This window comes from Sulfitobacter sp. IGS-18 (assembly GCF_059628195.1).
This window is the reverse complement of sequence record NZ_CM184556.1, coordinates 1,175,726-1,194,411: the sequence shown is the minus strand read 5'-3', so window position 1 is coordinate 1,194,411 and position 18,686 is coordinate 1,175,726. Positions and strand designations below refer to the sequence as shown.

Here is an 18,686-nt window from a genome sequence, read left to right as displayed (position 1 = left end):
CCTGCATGAATTGACTTTGCCGCGACGCGGCGTCACAAGTTCTTCTGACCATAGCGACAGGGGATCATGCAGAATGAACAAAATCTACGCAACCGCCACCGAGGCGCTGGAAGGCGTTCTGTCAGATGGCATGCTGATCGCCGCCGGGGGCTTTGGCCTCTGCGGCATTCCGGAATTGCTGCTGCAGGCGATCAAGGAGAATGGTGCAAAGAACCTGACCTTTGCATCCAACAACGCGGGCGTGGACGATTTTGGCATCGGCATCCTGTTGCAGACCCGGCAGGTGAAAAAGATGATCTCTTCCTACGTGGGCGAGAACGCGGAATTCATGCGCCAGTATCTGTCCGGTGAGCTGGAGCTTGAATTCAATCCCCAAGGCACCCTGGCCGAACGGATGCGCGCGGGCGGCTGCGGCATCCCCGGTTTCTACACCAAGACCGGTGTCGGCACCCAGATCGCCGAGGGCAAGGAAGTCAAACAGTTCAACGGCGAGGATTACATCCTCGAAGAGGGCATTTTTGCCGACCTCAGCATCGTCAAGGCCTGGAAGGCCGACGACACCGGCAACCTGGTGTTCCGCAAGACCGCGCGCAACTTCAACCCGCCTGCCGCCATGTGCGGCAAGGTCTGCATCGCAGAGGTCGAGGAAATCGTGCCGCGCGGGTCGCTTGACCCCGATGCGATCCACCTGCCGGGCATCTATGTGCACCGGATCGTCCAGGGCACCCACGAGAAACGCATCGAACAGCGCACCACGCGCAAGCGGGAGGAAGCATAATGGGCTGGGATCGCAATCAGATGGCCGCACGCGCGGCACAAGAGCTGGAAGACGGCATGTATGTGAACCTCGGCATCGGGATACCGACGCTGGTGGCCAATTATGTCGGTGACAAGGACATCACCCTGCAATCCGAGAATGGCATGCTGGGCATGGGCCCCTTCCCCCTTGAGGGCGATGAGGACCCCGACCTGATCAATGCGGGCAAGCAGACGATCACCGAACTTTCCCGCACCTCCTATTTCGACAGCGCCATGAGTTTCGGCATGATCCGCGGTGGCAAGATTGCCGCGGCGATCCTGGGGGCCATGGAAGTGGCCGAAAACGGCGATCTGGCGAACTGGATGATCCCTGGCAAGCTGGTCAAGGGCATGGGCGGCGCGATGGACCTTGTCGCAGGGGTCGGCAAGGTCATTGTCGTGATGGACCACCAGAACAAGGCCGGCGAAAGCAAGGTGCTCAAGGAATGCAGCCTGCCGCTGACCGGCAAGGCCGTGGTGGACCGGATCATCACCAACCTTGGAGTGCTGGACGTGGTCGAAGGCGGTTTGAGAATTGTCGAATGCGCAGATGGCGTCACCGAGGACGAGTTGCGCGCGGCGACCGAGGCGACGATTGTCTGAGATCACCCGCGAGGTCAGCGGCAGCAAGGGCCGCTATGTCCTGACACAGGACGGTCACGAGGCGGAGCTGACCTATTCGCGCCTTGGTGAAACCCAGGTGATCGCGGATCACACCGGCGTACCGGAAGCCCTGAAAGGCACTGGCGCCGGTCTGAAACTGGTGACACGGCTGGTCGAGGATGCGCGTGCCGAGGGTTTCAAGATCGTGCCGCTCTGCCCCTTCGTGAACGCGATGCGGCGGAAACATCCGGAATGGGCGGACGCCTTCAACGTCTGAAGGCTGAGTTGCACGATCTTTTCAAAAAGATCGGACCGGAGTTTTCAAAAACTCCGTTTCTCCCGCCGACCATGCCGCTCTGCCCTCTCGTGAGTGGCGGGCGGCGAAAACATCCGTGACTGGCGGAGGCTTTCGATGTCTGCAAGGCCGGGTGTCGCGATCTTTTCAAAAAGATCGGACCGGAGTTTTCAAAAACTCCGTTTCTCCCGCTGACCATGCCGCTCTGACCTCTCGTGAGCGGCGGGTGGCGAAAACATCCGTGACTGGCGGAGGCTTTCGATGTCTGCAAGGCCGGGTGTCGCGATCTTTTCACAAACTCCGGTTCTCCCGCTGACCATGCCGCTCTGCCCTCTCGTGAGCGGCGGGTGGCGAAAACATCCGTGACTGGCGGAGGCTTTCGATGTCTGCAAGGCCGGGTGTCGCGATCTTTTCAAAAAGATCGGACCGGAGTTTTCAAAAACTCCGGTTCTCCCGCTGACCATGCCGCTCTGCCCTCTGGTGAGCGGCGGGCGGCGAAAACATCCGTGACTGGCGGAGGTTTTCGATGTCTGCAAGGCCGGGTGTCGCGATCTTTTCAAAAAGATCGGGCCGGAGTTTTCAAAAACTCCGTTTCTCGCCACTCAGTTCATCGCGGCAAATACACAACCGTCCGAGATCAGCTCGGGCGGGGTCTTGCACAAGCCCTTGGCCACCTGGAAGGCCGCCAGCACCTTGGGCACGTAGTCGCGCGTCTCGGCAAAGGGCGGCACACCGGCGTGTTTGCGCACCGAGCCCTCTCCGGCATTATACCCTGCCAGCACCAGGATCGGGTCGCGGTCAAATTCGTCCATCAGCCAGTTCAGGTATTTCACCCCGCCGGTGATGTTCTGGGAAGACGCCAGGCTGTCCGTCACCCCGAACCGTTCCGCCGTGGCCGGCATCAGCTGCATCAGCCCCTGCGCACCGGCCCGGCTGACGGCATCAGGCTTTCCGGCGGATTCCACGGTGATCACCGCCAGCACCAGCGCGGGCGAAACCTGCGTCCCGATGGTGGAACGCAGGATGTCGATGCCGTTGACCTTGGCGATATCCTGCATCTGCTGCAGGCGCGGGCTGTTGACGCGGTCGGCCGCGCCCGCCAGCGTTGCCATCGCGGTTTCCAGACGTCCCGGACCGGATTGCGCAATATTCGGAGATACCTTTTCCCAGAACCAGTCATATTGACCAGGTTCCCTGGGCGTGATGGCCCCCGATGGCTGCGCCACCACGTCGGGGCCGACCCTGGGCTTCAGCGTTGCGGCCTGAACCGCCGGGTCGATCTGGATGCCGATCCGTGGCCGGCTTCCCGGTTTGGGGGCCTTGATCCGCTTGGCGCTGAAATCTGCAAAGGGACGCGCGCTCTCCGCCCATAGCGGTGCCGCCACCATGGCGCCCGAAAAGAGCGCGATTGCCAGAATACGATACATGCCTGCCTGCCGTTGTTTGTTTATCGGCTCGATTTTCAGACAGCTTCCCACAAAATCACTGTCGAAACCAGTAAATCGCGCCGCGCGCACTGCCAAAACCCCTAAATCGAGGCAGGAATTGCGGCAATTTCGCCATAATTCGCCCCAAGATCTTTCGAATTTAACTAAACCCACACGTGTATCGCGGGAAAATTCGTTTGATAACATGTGCTTGTAAATTTTCTGGCCAGAGATGGGCAAAAAAACCAAAAAGTCACATTTGCCGCCAAATTCATGCCCCAATCAGACAGCTATATAGCGTCATACCAAGTCGGACAGGCGCTCAACTGAGAGAACGGCGCCACCAACGGACGGCAGGGTGTAACCTTAAAACCTGATCCTTGGAGGGACAAACCATGATGAACTTCTTCGCAAACTTCAAATCTGACGAATCCGGCGCCGTGACTGTTGACTGGGTCGTGCTGACCGCCGCCGTTGTTGGCCTGGCCGTCGCAGCCTACTCCTCGATCCAGACCGGCGCTTCCGGCCTGACCGACCGTACAGCGACATACCTGGACAACCGTACTCCCGGCACCAACTAATTCTCACCTGATGGTGTGAAATTGCGGGGCCGCACTCTGATGATCAGACTGCGGCCCCGTTTTCGTCCCGGTCGGACGATCGGGTCAACCCTCTTTAAGAGGAGCACAACCATGTTGCGCAAACTGAAGCAATTCCGAAAATCCGAACGTGGCGCAGTCACGGTGGATTGGGTTGTCCTGACTGCTGCAGTCGTCTCACTGGCGGTTGTAATTGTCGTGGCGATCCACAACGGCGCAGAAAGCGTGGGCGATGGCACTGGCACCTGGCTGGGCAATCGATTGGTCGGGAACTGACCACAAACTGACTTGACGGGCCGGCCTCCGGGTCGGCCTTTCGGGCGCTCTTCTCCGATGATCCTGACCCTGTCAGCGTCGCGGCGGCGGGCGCCCAACCCTTTCCACCGGAGAGGCAAAGTTTCGTCATATTCGGCTGCTAGGCCGGATGTTGACAAAGAGGCGTCGGGCAATCCCGGCACGAATGAGCAAGAGGTGATAACATGCGGATGGTATTTGGACTGGTCCTTTTGGTGGGCATCGCGCTTGCCGGCGGGGCGGTATATCTGGCCAAGGATCGGATCGCGCAATACCAACTGGCGAATGCGCGCGCTCAGGAAGCCTTGTCCCAGGTTGTGCCCACGGTTTCGGTCTTTGTCGCCGAAGGCCCCCTGAAATACGGGCAACGGCTGACCCCGGAGGACGTGCGCGAAGTTGCATGGCCCGAGAATGCCATCCCCGAAGGTGCCTTTACAGATTATGCGGTCCTCTTCCCCGAAAATACGGATGAACCCCGCGTTGTCCTGCGCGCCATGGAGAAAGACGAAGCAATCATGGCGCTCAAGGTCACTGCACCTGGTGAAGATACCGGTCTGACCTCGCGGCTGGAACGCGGCAAACGCGCGTTTACCATCAAGGTTGACGTCTCCAGCGGTGTTTCGGGCTTCCTGCGTCCGGGCGACAAGGTCGATGTCTATTGGACGGGTCGCGTCAGCATCAACCGCGACACACCCAGCACCGAAGTCACCAAGCTGATCGAGGCCGGCGTGCAATTGATCGCGGTGGACCAATCCGCCGGTGGCGAGCTGAGCGAGGCGACCATCGCCCGCACCGTCACCGTTGCCGTCAGCCCGCAGCAGGTTGCCGGGCTTGCCCAGGCGCAATCGACCGGGAACCTCTCGCTGTCGCTGGTGGGTGCCGAAGATGACACGGTGGCCTCAGCCATCGAAGTGGACCAACGCGCGCTGCTTGGCATCGCTGCCGAGGAAATCAAGGCCGAAGTTGCCAAGGAAAAGGTCTGCACCATCCGCACACGGCGCGGTGCTGAAGTGGTCGAACTGCCGATCCCCTGCACCAACTGACCAGCCCCAAGGCCATCAAGGTTGTTGGAAACCAATCGCTTGACCCGGCGCCGCAGTGATGCGGCGCCGGGTCGGTTTTGCGTTATGTTGCTATTTGTCCACATAAGAAAACCAGCCGAACACCTTGATTCTTGCAATAAAATCGAAACTGACGCAGAGTGTTTCAAACGACGGGCGAAAAGACCCTACATTGAGGCGTGATCAAAAAGGCAGGTCACATGAAAATCGACAGATTTCTGAAAGCGGCTCTATTGGGCCTGACACTGACCGCTGCGCCTGTCGCAGTGCTCGCTCCCCTGACCGCCCAGGCGGATACGCTGCGGGTCATGAAACGTGGCACGAACGCGGCGCTCAACGTGCCGATGAACCGTGCGGTGGTGGTGGAAAGCGATATCCCCTTTGCCGAGCTCAGCATCGCCAACCCCGGTATCGCGGATATTTCATCGCTCTCCGATCGCACCATCTATGTGCTGGGCAAATCGCCGGGTCTGACCACGCTGACACTGCTTGACGCAAGCGGCCAGCTGATCACCAACGTCGATGTGCGCGTCGCGGCGGATGTGTCGGAGTTCAAGGAACGCCTGCGGCAGATCATGCCCGGCGAGAATATCGAAGTGCGCACCGCCAATGACGGCATCGTGTTGTCGGGCATCGTCTCTTCCACTCAGCGGCTTCAACGCGCGCTGGACCTCGCGGAGCGCTACGCCCCCGAACGGGTGTCCAACCTGATGAGCGTCGGTGGTATCCAGCAGGTGATGATGAAAGTGCGCTTTGCAGAAATGCAGCGCAACGTTTCCAAATCGCTTGGCGCATCGCTGGCGCTGAACGGGGCCATCGGCGGCACCGGGATCAACGGCGGCACCGGAACGACAAATACCTCCGGCGGGGTTGCAGGCTCGCTTGGTGGCAACATTCCAGCCGGCAACCAGAACGCGGGCGCGGTCCTCTTCGGATTCAATGCAGGATCGACCCAGGTTGGTATCCTGTTGGAAGCATTGGAAGAAAAAGGTGTTGTCCGGTTCCTGGCAGAGCCGAACCTGGTTGCCCTTTCCGGGCAGGAGGCAAAATTCCTCGCCGGTGGCGAATATCCCGTCCCCGTGGCGCAGACGGACAACCGGATCTCGGTCGAATTCAAGCCTTTTGGCGTCGAACTGGTATTTATCCCCCGCGTGGTCGACAAGGATCTGATCAACCTCGAACTCAAGGCGGCGGTTTCCGCCATCGACCCGACCAACAGCCTCGAACTGGGCAACGGCATCTCGATTGCCGCCTTCACCCGGCGCGAGACCTCCAGCACAGTTGAAATGCGTGACGGTGAAAGCTTTGCCATCGCGGGGCTTCTGACCGACGACTTTACCGACAATTCCCGGCAGTTGCCGTGGATTGGCGATGTGCCGGTCCTGGGCGCCCTCTTCCGCTCCGCGGATTATCAGCGCAGCCAGACCGAACTTGTCATCATCGTGACCGCGCATCTGGTCACACCGACCCGTGGCGAAGCGCTTGCGCTGCCCACCGACCGGATCAAGCCGCCTACCGAGAAGGACCTGTTCCTTTATGGCCGCACCGCAGAAGGCACACGCGCCCCGAGCAAGGGTGCCGCCGGCGAGGTTGCCAAACAGGACTTTGGCGGGTCATATGGTTATGTACTGGACTGAACAGATGACACCAATGCTGGCCATGAAACTCAAAGTAACCACTGCTTCGGCAGCTCTGGCCGCCCTTCTGGGCTGCGCGCCCAGTTCCGATCCGGTCTATACCCAGTTCTACAGCGAGGCGGGCGCGCTGGCCGATACCGGCTACTTTGGCAATGCGACGCTGAACAACCGTCTGGTGATGACGGGCGAGCGGCAATATACCTTCGATCTGGCCAACCGCTTTGCCAACGAAGTGACATCAGTCGTGAACTTCGATTTTAATTCATCGCAGCTGGATGGCAACGCCCAGGCGATCCTGCGCCAGCAGGCCGGCTGGATCCGCCAGTTCCCGGAAATCCGCTTCCGCGTCTACGGTCACACCGACGCGGTGGGATCGAACCGCTATAACAAGGGCCTTGGCCTGCGCCGCGCCAATGCTGTCGTGAGCTATCTGTCGACACTCGGCATCAGCCGCAGCCGTCTCGAAGCTGTGGTGTCCTTTGGTGAAACCCAGCCCCTGATCGTGACACAGGGCCGCGAGCGCAGGAACCGCCGTACCGTGACCGAGGTCAGTGGTTTTGTGGAACGCCACCCCACCGTTCTGGATGGCAAATACGCGCAGATCATCTATCGCGACTACGTCGCAAGCGGCGTGCCCCCCAGTCAGCTGAGCGATACGCTGACCGCAGGGGTCGGCGGCCAGTAAACCGGACAGCAGGGGGCCATTGGCCCCCTTCTTCTTGCCCGCTCCCTGCCCTTTTGGCCCCGACGGAGCGGTCTGATCAATCTCAACCGCAGCGCCTGATCGTTTCAACATACCCAACAATCAGACCGTTTTGGCCCCAATCTCGCCCAAGTTTGCCGCGATATTCACGCAATAGGACAGATGTGTCTGTGCAAAATGCCAGACATGGGTGACCGCGCGGGATCGAAACTGCATTGAACCTGCAGCAGCTCCAGCCGCCAAGCCCTTGTGAGTAGAGGATAAAGGCTATGAGTAGTGTAATGCCCCAACCAGAAACAGCGCCGATTGTTGCCTGTACCGTCAGCCGTGACGTACAGAACTTCGATCTTTTGATCGAGGACATGGAAGATTCCATGGGCGAAAGCTGGGGCGATCTCGGGTTTGCCGAGGCACTTGCCTTTTTCAACCAGCCAGAAGCCAATGCGATGGAATTCATTGCCCTGGCGATGGACCAGGAGGACGAGGACAACCTGGTGCTGATGACCCAGATCATCAGCCAGGCCAAGGCCCACGATATCAAGGTCATCCTGATCGCAGAGGATGTCACCCCCGCCGCGCTGCACAGCCTGCTGCGGCAGGGCGCGGATGAATTTGTTCCCTATCCCCTGCCCGAAGGCGAGTTGGCGCAGGCCATCGACCGCGTGCGCATGGTCGACCAGGCGGTCCAGCAGCACGTCGAAGCCAGCGGACCCAGCCTGCGTGCAGGTGCCAACAAGAATGGCGCGGTGATCGTGGTACACGGTCTTGCCGGTGGCACCGGCAGCACCACAATGGCGGTGAACCTGGCTTGGGAACTGGCCACGGCCGACAAGAAAAACGCGCCCTCCGTGTGCCTGCTGGATCTCGATTTCCAGTACGGTTCCGTTGCGACCTTCCTCGACCTGCCGCGCCGCGAGGCGGTCTACGAGATGCTGTCTGACACCGAAGCGATGGACGACGAAATTTTCGGTCAGGCGATGCTGACCTATGAAGACAAGCTGAACGTGCTGACCGCCCCCACGGATATGCTGCCGCTGGACCTGCTGGGCTCCGAAGACATCGAACGTGTGCTGAGCATCGCGCGCAGCCAATTCGATTACGTGGTGATCGACATGCCCTCGACGCTGGTGCAATGGTCTGAAACCGTTCTCAACCAGGCGCATGTCTATTTTGCCATGCTCGAACTCGACATGCGGTCGGCGCAGAACACGCTGCGGTTCAAACGCGCGCTGCAATCCGAGGATCTGCCGGTTGAAAAGCTGCGCTATGTGCTGAACCGCGCGCCCAAGTTCACGGACCTGAACGGCAAGAGCCGCGTCAAGCGGATGGCGGAATCGCTGAGCATCTCCATCGACGTGCAACTGCCGGACGGGGGCAAGCCGATCACGCAGGCCAATGACCACGGCCTGCCGCTTGCCAATTCCGCGCCGAAAAGCCCGCTGCGCCGCGAAATCGCCAAGCTTGCCGCCTCAATCCATCACTTGAAAGGCGACCAGGCCGAAGCGGCCTGATCCCCGAACTGAAAGAGCCTGCCATGTTTTCGAAATACAAGAAGACGCCAGAGACCGCAGCGGCCCGCAAACCGGCAGCGGTGGTTGACCTCGCACCGCCACCCGCTGCCCATGCGGCCAAAACGGTGGTGCGCAAGGCCGCGCAACCCGCCGCAGCTGCACCCATCGACAAGGATGTGAAGCGCAAGCAGCGGATGGGCGAGATCAAGCTGGAACTGCACCGCGCCCTGCTGGACAACCTGAACCTGGCGGCGCTGGAACATGCAAGCGAAGCCGACCTGCGTCAGGAAATCAACGCGATCTCGGCGGAGATTCTGGCCGAGAAAAGCATCGTTCTGAACCGCGAAGACCGGATGACGCTGAACTCCGAGCTCTTTGACGAGGTGACGGGCCTTGGGCCGCTGGAAACCCTGCTCAAGGACGATACGGTCAACGATATCCTGGTGAACGGCCCGCAGCAGATTTTCGTCGAACGCGACGGCAAGCTGCAGCTGACCGATATCACCTTCAAGGACGAAAAACACCTGCTCCGCATCATCGACAAGATCGTCAGCGCCGTGGGCCGCCGGGTGGATGAATCCAACCCCTATGTGGACGCCCGTCTGCAGGATGGCTCGCGATTCAACGCGATGGTGCCGCCGGTTGCGGTGGACGGCAGCCTTGTCTCCATCCGTAAGTTCAAGAAAGACAAGCTGGGGATCGACGATCTGGTGAATTTTGGTGCCTTCACCGAGGAAATGGCCGCCTATCTGCAAGCCGCCGTGGCGACCCGCCTGAACATCATCGTGTCGGGCGGCACCGGTTCGGGCAAGACCACGACGCTGAACGCGCTGTCGTCCTTTATCGACAACGCCGAGCGTATCCTGACCATCGAGGATACGGCGGAACTTCAGCTGCAACAGACCCATGTGGGCCGGATGGAAAGCCGCCCCGCCAACGTCGAAGGCAAGGGCGAGGTTTCCCCCCGCGACTGTCTGAAAAACGCCCTGCGGATGCGTCCTGACCGGATCATCGTGGGCGAGACGCGTGGCGAGGAAGTCATCGACATGTTGCAGGCCATGAACACCGGCCACGACGGTTCGATGACGACGATCCACGCCAACTCCGCCCGCGACGGCGTGTCCCGTCTGGAGAACATGATCGCCATGGCCGGGATCGAAATGCCGCTGAAAGCCGTGCGCAGCCAGATCTCCTCGGCTGTGAACCTGATCGTGCAGGCCAGCCGCCTGCAGGACGGTTCGCGCCGCATGACTTCGATCACCGAGATCACGGGCATGGAGGGCGATGTCATCTCCATGCAGGAAATCTTCCGCTATCAGCGCGTGGGCCTGACACCCGACAACAAGATCATCGGCCATTTCACCGCCACCGGGGTGCGCAGCCACTATGCGGAACGCTTCCGCATGTGGGGCTATGACCTGCCCTCGTCCATCTATGAACCGATTGCGGCCCAATAGGCCGTACCCCAGGAAACCCCCGGCCCGCCGGGCCGCGTCACAAGAATGCATCCGCCCTGTAAGGAATTAGTGCAATGAGCGCCGAACCAATCATCTACGGCCTGATCTTCATCGGTGTTCTGGTGCTGGTCGAAGGCCTTTACCTTGTCGCCTTTGGCAAATCCATCAGCCTCAACAGCCGCGTGAACCGCCGCCTTGAGATGCTGGAAAAAGGCACCCGCCGCGAGGAGGTGCTGGACAAGCTGCGCAAGGAAATGCAGCAGCACATGGATGCCAAGACCATCCCGCTGTATTCGCTGCTGTCGATCAAGGCACAAAAGGCGGCCATCGCCTTTACGCCCAAGCAGCTTCTGATGATCATGGCCGGGGTCTCTGCCGCGGCCTTCATGGCGCTGACCGTGGGCACCGAAACCGACGCGCCGGTGCGCGCCCTTCTGTCGGTCGGCATCGGTGTCGGCGGGGTCTATTTCTGGATCTCGGCCAAGGCGAACAAACGCATGGGCATGATCGAGGAACAGCTGCCCGATGCGGTGGAGCTGATGGTGCGCTCGCTTCGGGTGGGGCATCCGTTCTCCAACGCCATTTCCATTGTTTCAAAGGAAATCCAGGATCCGCTGGCCTCCGAATTCGGGGTGATCGCCGATGAATCCGCTTATGGCCGCGACGTGGGCGAGGCGCTGAAAGACATGGCCGAACGCCTGGACATGCAGGATCTGCGCTTTCTCGCCGTGGCCGTGACGATCCAGCAGCAATCAGGTGGTAACCTGGCCGAGATCCTCGCCGGTCTGGCCAAGGTGATCCGCGCCCGTTTCCGCCTGTTCCGCCGGGTCAAGGCGATCACGGCAGAGGCAAAATGGTCCGGCAAGTTCCTGTCCGCCTTCCCCATCGTGGCGCTGATCGTGATCAACGTCTCCGACCCGCATTACTATGACGAAGTGCGCGACCACGCCCTGTTCATTCCCGCCTGTTTCCTCGTGGGTATCTTCCTGGCGATGAACCTCTTTGTGATGCGCATTCTCACCGACATCAAAGTGTAAGGCAGAGACATGGATATCCTTTTGCAGATCAACGATCAGGTCACCCGGACCCTCGGCCCGATGGGGTTGATCATCATCGCTGGTGTCGTGGGCTTTGTCATGGTGGCCACCGCCGCCATCATGTACCTGCGCCAGCCCGAAGACCCGCTGACCAAGCTCAAGCGCAACGCGGCGAACCCGGGAAAGGCAGACCAGAACGCCAGGCTGCGCCAGGCCGACCAGAACGCACAATTGCAGAAGTTTGCCAAATTCCTCGAACCCGAGGATGTTGCCGAACTCTCCGCCAAACAGCTCATGCTGCGCCAGGCCGGATATCAGTCGCGCGACGCGGTGCGCATCTTCTACTTCGCACAGATGGCGCTGGGGCTGCTCGGCATGGCTGCGGGCATCTTCTACACCGGTGTGCTGGGCGGTGGCGAAGGCATGAGCACGCAAAAGACAATGATCTACACCCTGATGCCCGGCGCATTGGGATATTTCCTGCCGAAATACTGGGTGACGCGCCGCGTCGAGGCCCGCAAGGAGGAAATCACCCGTGGTTTCCCCGACGCGCTCGACATGATGCTGGTCTGCGTCGAGGCCGGCCAGTCGCTTGACCAATGTATCGTCCGCGTCAGCGCCGAACTGCGCGCCTCCTACCGCGCCCTGTCCGAGGAATTCCAGATCGTCGCCTACGAGATGAAGGCCGGCAAGGACAAGATCACGGTCCTGAATGACATGGGCGAACGCTGCGGCGTGCAGGACGTGTCGTCCTTTGTGACCGTGCTGGTGCAATCGGCCGCCTTCGGGACGTCGATCTCGGACGCGCTGCGGGTCTATGCCGCGGAAATGCGTGATAAACGCGTGATGCGCGCGGAAGAGGCCGCAAACAAGTTGCCAACCAAGATGACCCTTGCCACAATGATGCTCACGGTGCCGCCGCTGCTGATCATTCTTGTGGGTCCTTCGGTCCATGGCATCACGCAACTTGGCAATATGGGTGGACTGGCGGAATAATGACACCACGACACGGGCGCGGATCTATCCGTGCCCTTGCCCTGACAACCATCTTTGGATTGGCCGCCTGTTCACCGGGCGGCTTTTCTGCGTCGAAATCCGAACAGGTCTATGCCCCCGGCGTCGACCAGCGGGCAGAGGCGGTTGACGGTGTCGAAGTGGGCCACCGCCTGATTGCCGCCGGGCAATACGAACTGGCCATCAAATCCTTCAACCGTGCAGCGCTCGACCAGGGGCTCAACGGCGAAGTGCTGTCGGGTCTCGGTTCCGCCAACCTCGGGCTTGGCCGTCTGGGACAGGCCGAAACCCTGCTGCGCCGCGCCGTGAAGGAAGATGGCAGCCAGCCCGAAGTCTGGAACAACCTGGGCGTTGTCCTGATGGAACGGGGCAAGACCGTCGAGGCCGAGCAGATCTTCAAGAAGGCCTATGCGCTCGACAATGGCCAAAGTGACGCAATCCGCGACAATCTTCGCTTGGCACTCGCCAAATCGCAAAATTCTGATAACGTAGAACTTGACGACAACGATTATAAGCTGGTGCGCCGGGGCGGCGGTGATTTTCTGATCACAGCCCCTCTTTAACGACACCGGTATCGAGGTAGAGCAGAAAAGGACGCAAACATGCGCCACCCTATTCTTTTGGCCGTCTGCATCGCAGGCGTGACCGCTGTTGCAGGCTGCGGTGAAAAAGACGCAAACGCCACTGTCGAACGCGCCTTCAAGGACGTCAACGTGGTCGACGAGAGCAATCTTTCCGATGTGATGCTGACGGTTGCGGACCCGAACGAGGCGGTGACCTATTTCGCACGCGCCACCGCCGAGAAACCCGATGACATCAGCCACCAGCGCGGCCTTGCATCCTCGCTGATCCGGGCAAAACGGGTGACAGAGGGCGCCGTCGCCTGGTCCAAGGTGACCAAGATGAAGGGCGCCACCAGCGACGACAGCGTCGAATATGCCGATGCGCTGATCCGCGCGGGCGACTGGGCCAAGGCGGAAAAAATCCTCGATGGCGTGCCGCCCACCCATGAGACATTCAAGCGCTACAGGCTTGAGGCGCTGGTCGCCGACAGCAAGCAGGAATGGAAGAAGGCCGACAGCTTTTACGAGATCGCAGTCGGGCTGACCACCACGCCAGGTGCCGTCATGAACAACTGGGGCTATTCCAAACTGACCCGCGGCGATTATGCCGATGCGGAGCGGCTGTTCTCTGAAGCCGTGCGTCAGGACACCACCCTGTTCACCGCCAAGAACAACCTGATCCTGGCCCGCGCCGCACAGCGCGACTACACCCTGCCCGTGATCCCGATGGACCAGACAGAGCGCGCGCAACTGCTGCACACCATGGCATTGTCCGCGATCAAGAAAGGCGATGTGGAAACCGGCAAAGGGCTGTTGCGCGAAGCCATTGACACCCATCCGCAGCATTTCGAGGCCGCCGTGCGATCGCTGCGCGCTTTGGAAAGCTAGTCTGTTGACGATCAGCGCCACGGACGCACTGTGGTTCCTGCCCTTTGTCCTGCCGATCTGTCTTTACGTCGCCTATACCGACATGGCGCTGATGAAGATCACCAACAAGGCTGTCATCCTGCTGGCCCTGATCTTTGTCGTGCTGGGTTTCTTCCTGTTGCCTTTCGACGTCTACCTGTGGCGGCTTGCGGCACTGCTGATTGTGCTGGCAGTGGGTGTGGTCCTGAACGCGGCCGGGGTCCTGGGCGCGGGCGACGCCAAATTCGCCGCGGCCGCCGCGCCTTACATCGCCTTGGGTGACCTGCGGCTGCTGATCTCGCTGTTCATGGTGACCCTTCTGGCGGCTGTCGTGGCACACAAGGGGGCCAAATATTCCCCCCTGCGCCGGATGGCCCCGGAATGGGTCAGCTGGGAGCAGACCAAGAAATTCCCCATGGGCCTCGCCCTTGGCCCCACTTTGGCCATCTATCTGATCCTGGGTGCCCTCTATGGCGCCTGATAAACGCCATAATCCGCCGTTAAACCCCGTCTGAGCAGCAACGCCCCGCCCGACAGGAGCCGCACCGTGAACATGCAGACCACCACCGTCATGGCCCCGCCGCCGCCGAAGCGGCTCGAAGACATGAAATTGCCGATCGTGATGATGCGGGACATCCTGCTCAAGACGATCTTCCGCAAGAACGTCGAGCTTGTCAGCGAACTCTCGGCTGCCATCTGCCTGCCGATCCCGGTGACCCAGGAACTGGTGGACATGGCCCGCACCCAGCGCCTGCTGGAGGCAACAGGCACGCTGAATGCCCAGAACGGCAACGAAATGGGCTACCAGCTGACGGACGCAGGCAAGGCCCGCGCGCTGGACGCGCTGGCGCAGTCGGAATACTTCGGCCCGATGCCGGTGCCGCTGGACGTCTACCGCGAACAGGTCAAACGCCAGTCGGTGCGCAACCTGCAGATCACCCGCGAACAGCTGACCGGCGCCATGGGCCACCTGGTGCTGCCAGACAGCCTGCTCGACCACCTCGGCCCCGCTGTCGGCGCAGGCCGGTCGATCCTGATGTACGGCCCACCCGGCAACGGCAAATCCTCGATCTCAAACGGCATCCGCGACGCGCTCGGCGACAGGGTCTATGTGCCGCGCGCCATCGAATACGCCAGCCAGGTGATCACGGTCTATGATCCTATCGTGCATTCCAAGGCCGAGGACGAAGTGCAGGATCCGACCTCGCTGCGCCGCGTCACCCGCTATGACATGCGCTATGTCTGCTGCGAACGGCCCACGGTGATCACCGGGGGCGAATTGTCGCTCGACATGCTCGATCTGGTCTACAACCCCACCGCGCGCACCTATCAGGCGCCACTGCAGCTGAAATCCACCGGGGGCATCTTCATCGTCGATGACCTTGGCCGGCAAAAGGAACCGCCGCAATCCATCGTCAACCGCTGGATCGTGCCGCTGGAGGAAAGCAAGGACATCCTTGCCCTGCAATCGGGCGAAAAGTTCGAGGTGCCTTTCGACACGCTGGTGATCTTTTCCACCAACTTCCACCCGAACGAGATCTTTGACCAGGCCGCCCTGCGCCGCATCTTCTTCAAGATCAAGATCGACGGCCCGAACCAGCAGAACTTCCTCAAGATCTTTGCCATGGTCGCCAAGAAACGCGGCATGCCGTTGGACGAGGCGACATTGGTGCATCTGCTCAAGGTGAAATACCCGACGATCGACAACATCTATGCGAATTACCAGCCGATCTTCCTGATCGACCAGATGATCGCGATCTGTGAATTCGAAGGCATCCCCTACCAGATGAGCCCCGATCTGATCGACCGCGCCTGGGCGAACATGTTCGTGAAGGACGAACATATCGTGAAGTAGATGCACCCAATCCGACCGGCTGACGCGAACGGCACCTGGTTCACCAGGGGTTTACGAAAATCAGGCGCTGTTTTCCGCGCCACGACCCGCATTCAAAAGCGATTATCGTGACCTGACGCTGCCTGAAATCAGAGATTTCAACGCTCAGATGACAAGAACTGCCTCAAGGTAAACGCGAAACGCTGTAATCCATTTCTTTTTGGCCCCAAATATTCCCGGGGGTCCGGGGGCTGGCCCCCGGTCTGTCCCATGCTACCTTGCCCGACATGCACCCCCTGCCCCCCCTCTTCTCCGACTGGTTCGCCGCCAAGGGCTGGTCCATCCACCCGCACCAGCAGGCAATGCTGGACCGCGCGGATGACCCCGCCCTTCTGCTCATCGCACCCACCGGCGGGGGCAAGACGCTGTCGGGCTTCCTGCCCACGCTGATCGACCTTGCCGATGGGCAGCACGAGGGGATGCACACGCTTTATGTCTCGCCGCTGAAGGCGCTGGCCGCCGATATCAAACGCAACCTGACCACCCCGGTGCAGGAGATGTCGCTGCCCGTCACCATCGACGAACGCACCGGCGACACCCCCTCCGCGCGCCGCCGCCGCCAGCGCGCCGACCCGCCCAATATCTTCCTCACCACACCGGAAAGCCTCGCTCTGCTGGTCAGCTACGAGGATGCACCGCGCATGTTTCGCGGCCTCAAGCGGGTGGTGATCGACGAAATCCATGCCCTGGCGGAAAGCAAGCGGGGCGACCAGCTGATGCTGGCACTGGCGCGGTTGCAGACCCTCTGCCCCGATCTGAAGCGCGTGGGGCTTTCCGCCACGGTGGAAGACCCCGCCGCCATTGCCCATCTGATGGCCCGCCATCCCGACCCCTGCGAGATCCTGCTGGCCGATCCCGGCCCGGCCCCCGACATCCGGATGCTGCGCACCGAAGAGGCTCCTCCATGGTCCGGCGGCGGTGCGGCCTATGCCATCCCCGCGGTGCTGGAAGAGGTGCGCAAGCATCAGACCACGCTGATCTTCCACAACACCCGCGCCCAGGCCGAGATCTTCTTTCACAACCTTTGGCTCGCCAATGACGACAGCCTGCCCATCGGCATCCACCACGGCAGCCTAGACCGCGACCAGCGCCAGCGGGTAGAGGCGGCGATGGTCCGTGGCGACTTGCGCGCCATCGTCTGCACCGGGAGCCTCGATCTGGGAATCGACTGGGGCGATGTGGACCTGGTGATCCAGATCGGCGCGCCCAAGAACGTCAAACGTCTGGTGCAGCGCATCGGCCGCGCCAACCACCGCTACAACGCCCCTTCCAAGGCGCTGCTGGTGCCCGCCAACCGCTTTGAAGTGGTGGAATGTGTCGCTGCCCTCGACGCGGTGCTGGCGGTGGATCTGGACGGCGACCCGCGCGGCCCCGGCCCGCGCGACGTGCTGTGCCAGCACATCCTGATCGCCGCCTGCGCCGGGCCCTTCGACGCCGAGGCGCTTTTTGCCGAAGTCACTTCCGCAGGGGCCTATGCGGCCCTGTCCCGCGCCGAATTCGACGCCTGCCTCGCCTTTTGCGCAACGGGCGGCTATGCCCTGCGCGCCTATGACCGCTGGCAACGCCTGCTGCAGCGCCCCGACGGGCGGTGGCAGCTGCGCGACCCCCGCGCGGCACAGCGCATCCGCATGAACATCGGCACCATTCAGGACACCGACACGCTCAAGGTCCGCCTGCGCCGCAACCGGGGCGGCAAGCCGCTGGGCGAGATCGAGGAAGGCTTTGCCGCCAGCCTGACCCCCGGCGATACCTTCCTGATCGGCGGACAGATCGTGAAATACGAGGGCCTGCGCGAGATGACGGTGGAGGTCAGCCGGGATGCGGCCCGAAAGCCAAAGATCGCCACCTTCATGGGCACCAAATTCGCCACATCGACGCAGCTTTCCGCCCGGGTGCAGGAGATGTTCACGCAAGACGACTGGCCCGACCTGCCACGCCACACCGCCGAATGGCTGCATCTGCAGCGCGAGGTCAGCCAGCTGCCGCAGCCAGGCCGCCTGCTGGTCGAGAGTTTCCCCCATGACGGGCGCGAACAGACGGTCGTCTACGGCTTTGCCGGGCGCAACGGGATGCAGACCCTGGGCCTCTTGCTGACCAAGCGGATGGAGGAACTGGGCCTGCATCCCCTGGGCTTTGTCGCCACCGATTATGCCACGCTGATCTGGGGTCTGGAGGCGCTCAAGGACCCCGCGCCGCTCTTTGACCCCGCAGCGCTTCACGAGGGGCTGGAGACCTGGCTGGCAGGCAATGCGGTGATGAAACGCACCTTCCGCGCCTCCGCCACCATCGCGGGGCTGATCGAACGCAACACGCCCTCGGCGCGCAAGTCGGGGCGGCAGGCGACGTTTTCCTCCGACATCCTCTATGACACGCTGATGCGCTACGACCCGGACCACCTGATGCTGCAGATCACCCGCGAAGAGGCCCTGCGTGGGCTGGTGGATTTCGGCCGCATCGAAGAAATGCTGACCCGCATCGGCGGCCGCATCGACCACCGCCGCCTGTCCCGGGTGACACCGCTGGCCGCACCCCTGTTCCTGGAAATGGGCCGCGTCCCGGTCCAGGGCGCGGCCGAGGAGCGCCTGCTGGCGGAAGAGGCCGCGCGCCTGATGGAAACCTCCGGCCTTGCGCAGATCACCCCGGCACCGTCGAACAAACCAAAATGGAGGGCGGGGTTCTGAACGCAGATGCAGGTGGCCTCAAGGGCCGCAGAGCTCACGGCCCGGATCGGACTTTCATGGTGCGGCCCGCCGCTGCAGTGCGTCCTCCCTTAACCGGCCGTCCACAGCCTCACGCATTTTGGTCTGGCAGACACAGGTCAGCAGTGCGGACCAAGATGAGATTCCGATTCAGAGCTGCTGTCGGCCTTTGATTATAGGTAGTAAGG

At 61.4% G+C, this 18,686-nt stretch carries 18 protein-coding genes; 17 read left to right on the top strand and 1 reads right to left on the bottom strand.

Annotated features, from left to right (window positions below; translation table 11 throughout):
- Positions 1-73 precede the first annotated feature (73 nt).
- Genes ACWNZ3_RS05790 through ACWNZ3_RS05780 form a run of 3 tightly spaced genes read left to right on the top strand, consistent with a single transcriptional unit; the run spans position 74 to position 1,678 of the window.
- Positions 74-778, top strand: coding sequence for a CoA transferase subunit A (locus tag ACWNZ3_RS05790; protein ID WP_269367552.1), 705 nt, complete (start codon positions 74-76; stop codon positions 776-778).
- Positions 778-1,401, top strand: a complete 624-nt coding sequence (locus ACWNZ3_RS05785; protein ID WP_269367551.1) for a 3-oxoacid CoA-transferase subunit B — start codon at positions 778-780, stop codon at positions 1,399-1,401. The genes ACWNZ3_RS05790 and ACWNZ3_RS05785 overlap by 1 nt, the downstream gene beginning before the upstream one ends.
- Positions 1,349-1,678, top strand: coding sequence for a GNAT family N-acetyltransferase (locus ACWNZ3_RS05780; protein ID WP_443069638.1), 330 nt, complete (start codon positions 1,349-1,351; stop codon positions 1,676-1,678). The genes ACWNZ3_RS05785 and ACWNZ3_RS05780 overlap by 53 nt, the downstream gene beginning before the upstream one ends.
- A gap of 620 nt (positions 1,679-2,298) precedes the next feature.
- Here the strand turns inward: ACWNZ3_RS05780 and ACWNZ3_RS05775 are convergent.
- Positions 2,299-3,123: a lytic transglycosylase domain-containing protein gene (locus ACWNZ3_RS05775; protein WP_496901505.1), complete on the bottom strand. Its 825-nt coding sequence runs from the start codon at positions 3,121-3,123 to the stop codon at positions 2,299-2,301.
- Between the two features lie 395 nt (positions 3,124-3,518).
- Here ACWNZ3_RS05775 and ACWNZ3_RS05770 point away from each other — a divergent pair, with 395 nt between their 5' ends.
- From ACWNZ3_RS05770 to ACWNZ3_RS05705, 14 genes are all read left to right on the top strand, one after another.
- Complete coding sequence (locus ACWNZ3_RS05770) at positions 3,519-3,704, top strand: hypothetical protein (protein WP_114272684.1); 186 nt, start codon at positions 3,519-3,521, stop codon at positions 3,702-3,704.
- Positions 3,705-3,815: 111 nt separating this feature from the next.
- Positions 3,816-3,998, top strand: coding sequence for a hypothetical protein (locus ACWNZ3_RS05765; RefSeq protein ID WP_114272683.1), 183 nt, complete (start codon positions 3,816-3,818; stop codon positions 3,996-3,998).
- A gap of 203 nt (positions 3,999-4,201) precedes the next feature.
- On the top strand, positions 4,202-5,059 hold the full coding sequence (gene cpaB, locus ACWNZ3_RS05760) for a Flp pilus assembly protein CpaB (protein WP_269367549.1): 858 nt from the start codon (positions 4,202-4,204) through the stop codon (positions 5,057-5,059).
- A gap of 218 nt (positions 5,060-5,277) precedes the next feature.
- Complete coding sequence (locus tag ACWNZ3_RS05755; RefSeq protein WP_269367548.1) at positions 5,278-6,714, top strand: type II and III secretion system protein family protein; 1,437 nt, start codon at positions 5,278-5,280, stop codon at positions 6,712-6,714.
- Positions 6,701-7,399: an OmpA family protein gene (locus ACWNZ3_RS05750; protein WP_443069637.1), complete on the top strand. Its 699-nt coding sequence runs from the start codon at positions 6,701-6,703 to the stop codon at positions 7,397-7,399. Before ACWNZ3_RS05755 ends, ACWNZ3_RS05750 begins: the two co-directional genes overlap by 14 nt.
- A 287-nt stretch (positions 7,400-7,686) precedes the next feature.
- The gene (locus tag ACWNZ3_RS05745) at positions 7,687-8,928 is read left to right on the top strand and encodes a CpaE/TadZ family protein (protein ID WP_269367546.1); all 1,242 of its coding nucleotides are present in this window, start codon (positions 7,687-7,689) and stop codon (positions 8,926-8,928) included.
- A gap of 23 nt (positions 8,929-8,951) precedes the next feature.
- Entirely contained in the window at positions 8,952-10,385 is a 1,434-nt protein-coding gene (locus ACWNZ3_RS05740; RefSeq protein WP_269367545.1) for a TadA family conjugal transfer-associated ATPase, read from the top strand.
- 74 nt (positions 10,386-10,459) lie between these two features.
- On the top strand, positions 10,460-11,422 hold the full coding sequence (locus tag ACWNZ3_RS05735) for a type II secretion system F family protein (protein WP_114272678.1): 963 nt from the start codon (positions 10,460-10,462) through the stop codon (positions 11,420-11,422).
- A gap of 9 nt (positions 11,423-11,431) precedes the next feature.
- The gene (locus tag ACWNZ3_RS05730; RefSeq protein WP_274576433.1) at positions 11,432-12,418 is read left to right on the top strand and encodes a type II secretion system F family protein; all 987 of its coding nucleotides are present in this window, start codon (positions 11,432-11,434) and stop codon (positions 12,416-12,418) included.
- Positions 12,418-12,999 carry a tetratricopeptide repeat protein gene (locus ACWNZ3_RS05725; protein ID WP_496901504.1) on the top strand — a complete coding sequence of 194 codons (582 nt, stop codon included), beginning with the start codon at positions 12,418-12,420 and terminating at the stop codon, positions 12,997-12,999. Before ACWNZ3_RS05730 ends, ACWNZ3_RS05725 begins: the two co-directional genes overlap by 1 nt.
- Positions 13,000-13,038: 39 nt before the next feature.
- Complete coding sequence (locus ACWNZ3_RS05720; RefSeq protein ID WP_269367542.1) at positions 13,039-13,887, top strand: tetratricopeptide repeat protein; 849 nt, start codon at positions 13,039-13,041, stop codon at positions 13,885-13,887.
- Between the two features lie 4 nt (positions 13,888-13,891).
- Positions 13,892-14,386, top strand: coding sequence for a prepilin peptidase (locus ACWNZ3_RS05715; RefSeq protein ID WP_269367541.1), 495 nt, complete (start codon positions 13,892-13,894; stop codon positions 14,384-14,386).
- 66 nt (positions 14,387-14,452) lie between these two features.
- Positions 14,453-15,760 (top strand): DUF8689 domain-containing protein, encoded by a 1,308-nt coding sequence (locus ACWNZ3_RS05710; RefSeq protein ID WP_496901503.1) that lies wholly within the window; start codon positions 14,453-14,455, stop codon positions 15,758-15,760.
- Positions 15,761-16,026: 266 nt separating this feature from the next.
- Positions 16,027-18,480 carry a ligase-associated DNA damage response DEXH box helicase gene (locus tag ACWNZ3_RS05705; RefSeq protein ID WP_496901502.1) on the top strand — a complete coding sequence of 818 codons (2,454 nt, stop codon included), beginning with the start codon at positions 16,027-16,029 and terminating at the stop codon, positions 18,478-18,480.
- Positions 18,481-18,686 lie beyond the last annotated feature (206 nt).

What these genes read in the sequence shown, in the direction of transcription:
- ACWNZ3_RS05765 (WP_114272683.1), top strand. Translation starts at nt 3,816, where the DNA reads ATGTTGCGCAAACTGAAGCAATTCCGAAAATCCGAACGTGGCGCAGTC.
- ACWNZ3_RS05735 (WP_114272678.1), top strand. Translation starts at nt 10,460, where the DNA reads ATGAGCGCCGAACCAATCATCTACGGCCTGATCTTCATCGGTGTTCTG.
- ACWNZ3_RS05705 (WP_496901502.1), top strand. Translation starts at nt 16,027, where the DNA reads ATGCACCCCCTGCCCCCCCTCTTCTCCGACTGGTTCGCCGCCAAGGGC.
- ACWNZ3_RS05790 (WP_269367552.1), top strand. Translation starts at nt 74, where the DNA reads ATGAACAAAATCTACGCAACCGCCACCGAGGCGCTGGAAGGCGTTCTG.
- ACWNZ3_RS05720 (WP_269367542.1), top strand. Translation starts at nt 13,039, where the DNA reads ATGCGCCACCCTATTCTTTTGGCCGTCTGCATCGCAGGCGTGACCGCT.
- ACWNZ3_RS05750 (WP_443069637.1), top strand. Translation starts at nt 6,701, where the DNA reads ATGTACTGGACTGAACAGATGACACCAATGCTGGCCATGAAACTCAAA.
- ACWNZ3_RS05730 (WP_274576433.1), top strand. Translation starts at nt 11,432, where the DNA reads ATGGATATCCTTTTGCAGATCAACGATCAGGTCACCCGGACCCTCGGC.
- ACWNZ3_RS05785 (WP_269367551.1), top strand. Translation starts at nt 778, where the DNA reads ATGGGCTGGGATCGCAATCAGATGGCCGCACGCGCGGCACAAGAGCTG.
- ACWNZ3_RS05770 (WP_114272684.1), top strand. Translation starts at nt 3,519, where the DNA reads ATGATGAACTTCTTCGCAAACTTCAAATCTGACGAATCCGGCGCCGTG.
- ACWNZ3_RS05740 (WP_269367545.1), top strand. Translation starts at nt 8,952, where the DNA reads ATGTTTTCGAAATACAAGAAGACGCCAGAGACCGCAGCGGCCCGCAAA.
- cpaB (WP_269367549.1), top strand. Translation starts at nt 4,202, where the DNA reads ATGCGGATGGTATTTGGACTGGTCCTTTTGGTGGGCATCGCGCTTGCC.
- ACWNZ3_RS05725 (WP_496901504.1), top strand. Translation starts at nt 12,418, where the DNA reads ATGACACCACGACACGGGCGCGGATCTATCCGTGCCCTTGCCCTGACA.
- ACWNZ3_RS05755 (WP_269367548.1), top strand. Translation starts at nt 5,278, where the DNA reads ATGAAAATCGACAGATTTCTGAAAGCGGCTCTATTGGGCCTGACACTG.
- ACWNZ3_RS05745 (WP_269367546.1), top strand. Translation starts at nt 7,687, where the DNA reads ATGAGTAGTGTAATGCCCCAACCAGAAACAGCGCCGATTGTTGCCTGT.
- ACWNZ3_RS05780 (WP_443069638.1), top strand. Translation starts at nt 1,349, where the DNA reads ATGGCGTCACCGAGGACGAGTTGCGCGCGGCGACCGAGGCGACGATTG.
- ACWNZ3_RS05775 (WP_496901505.1), bottom strand. Translation starts at nt 3,123, where the DNA reads ATGTATCGTATTCTGGCAATCGCGCTCTTTTCGGGCGCCATGGTGGCG.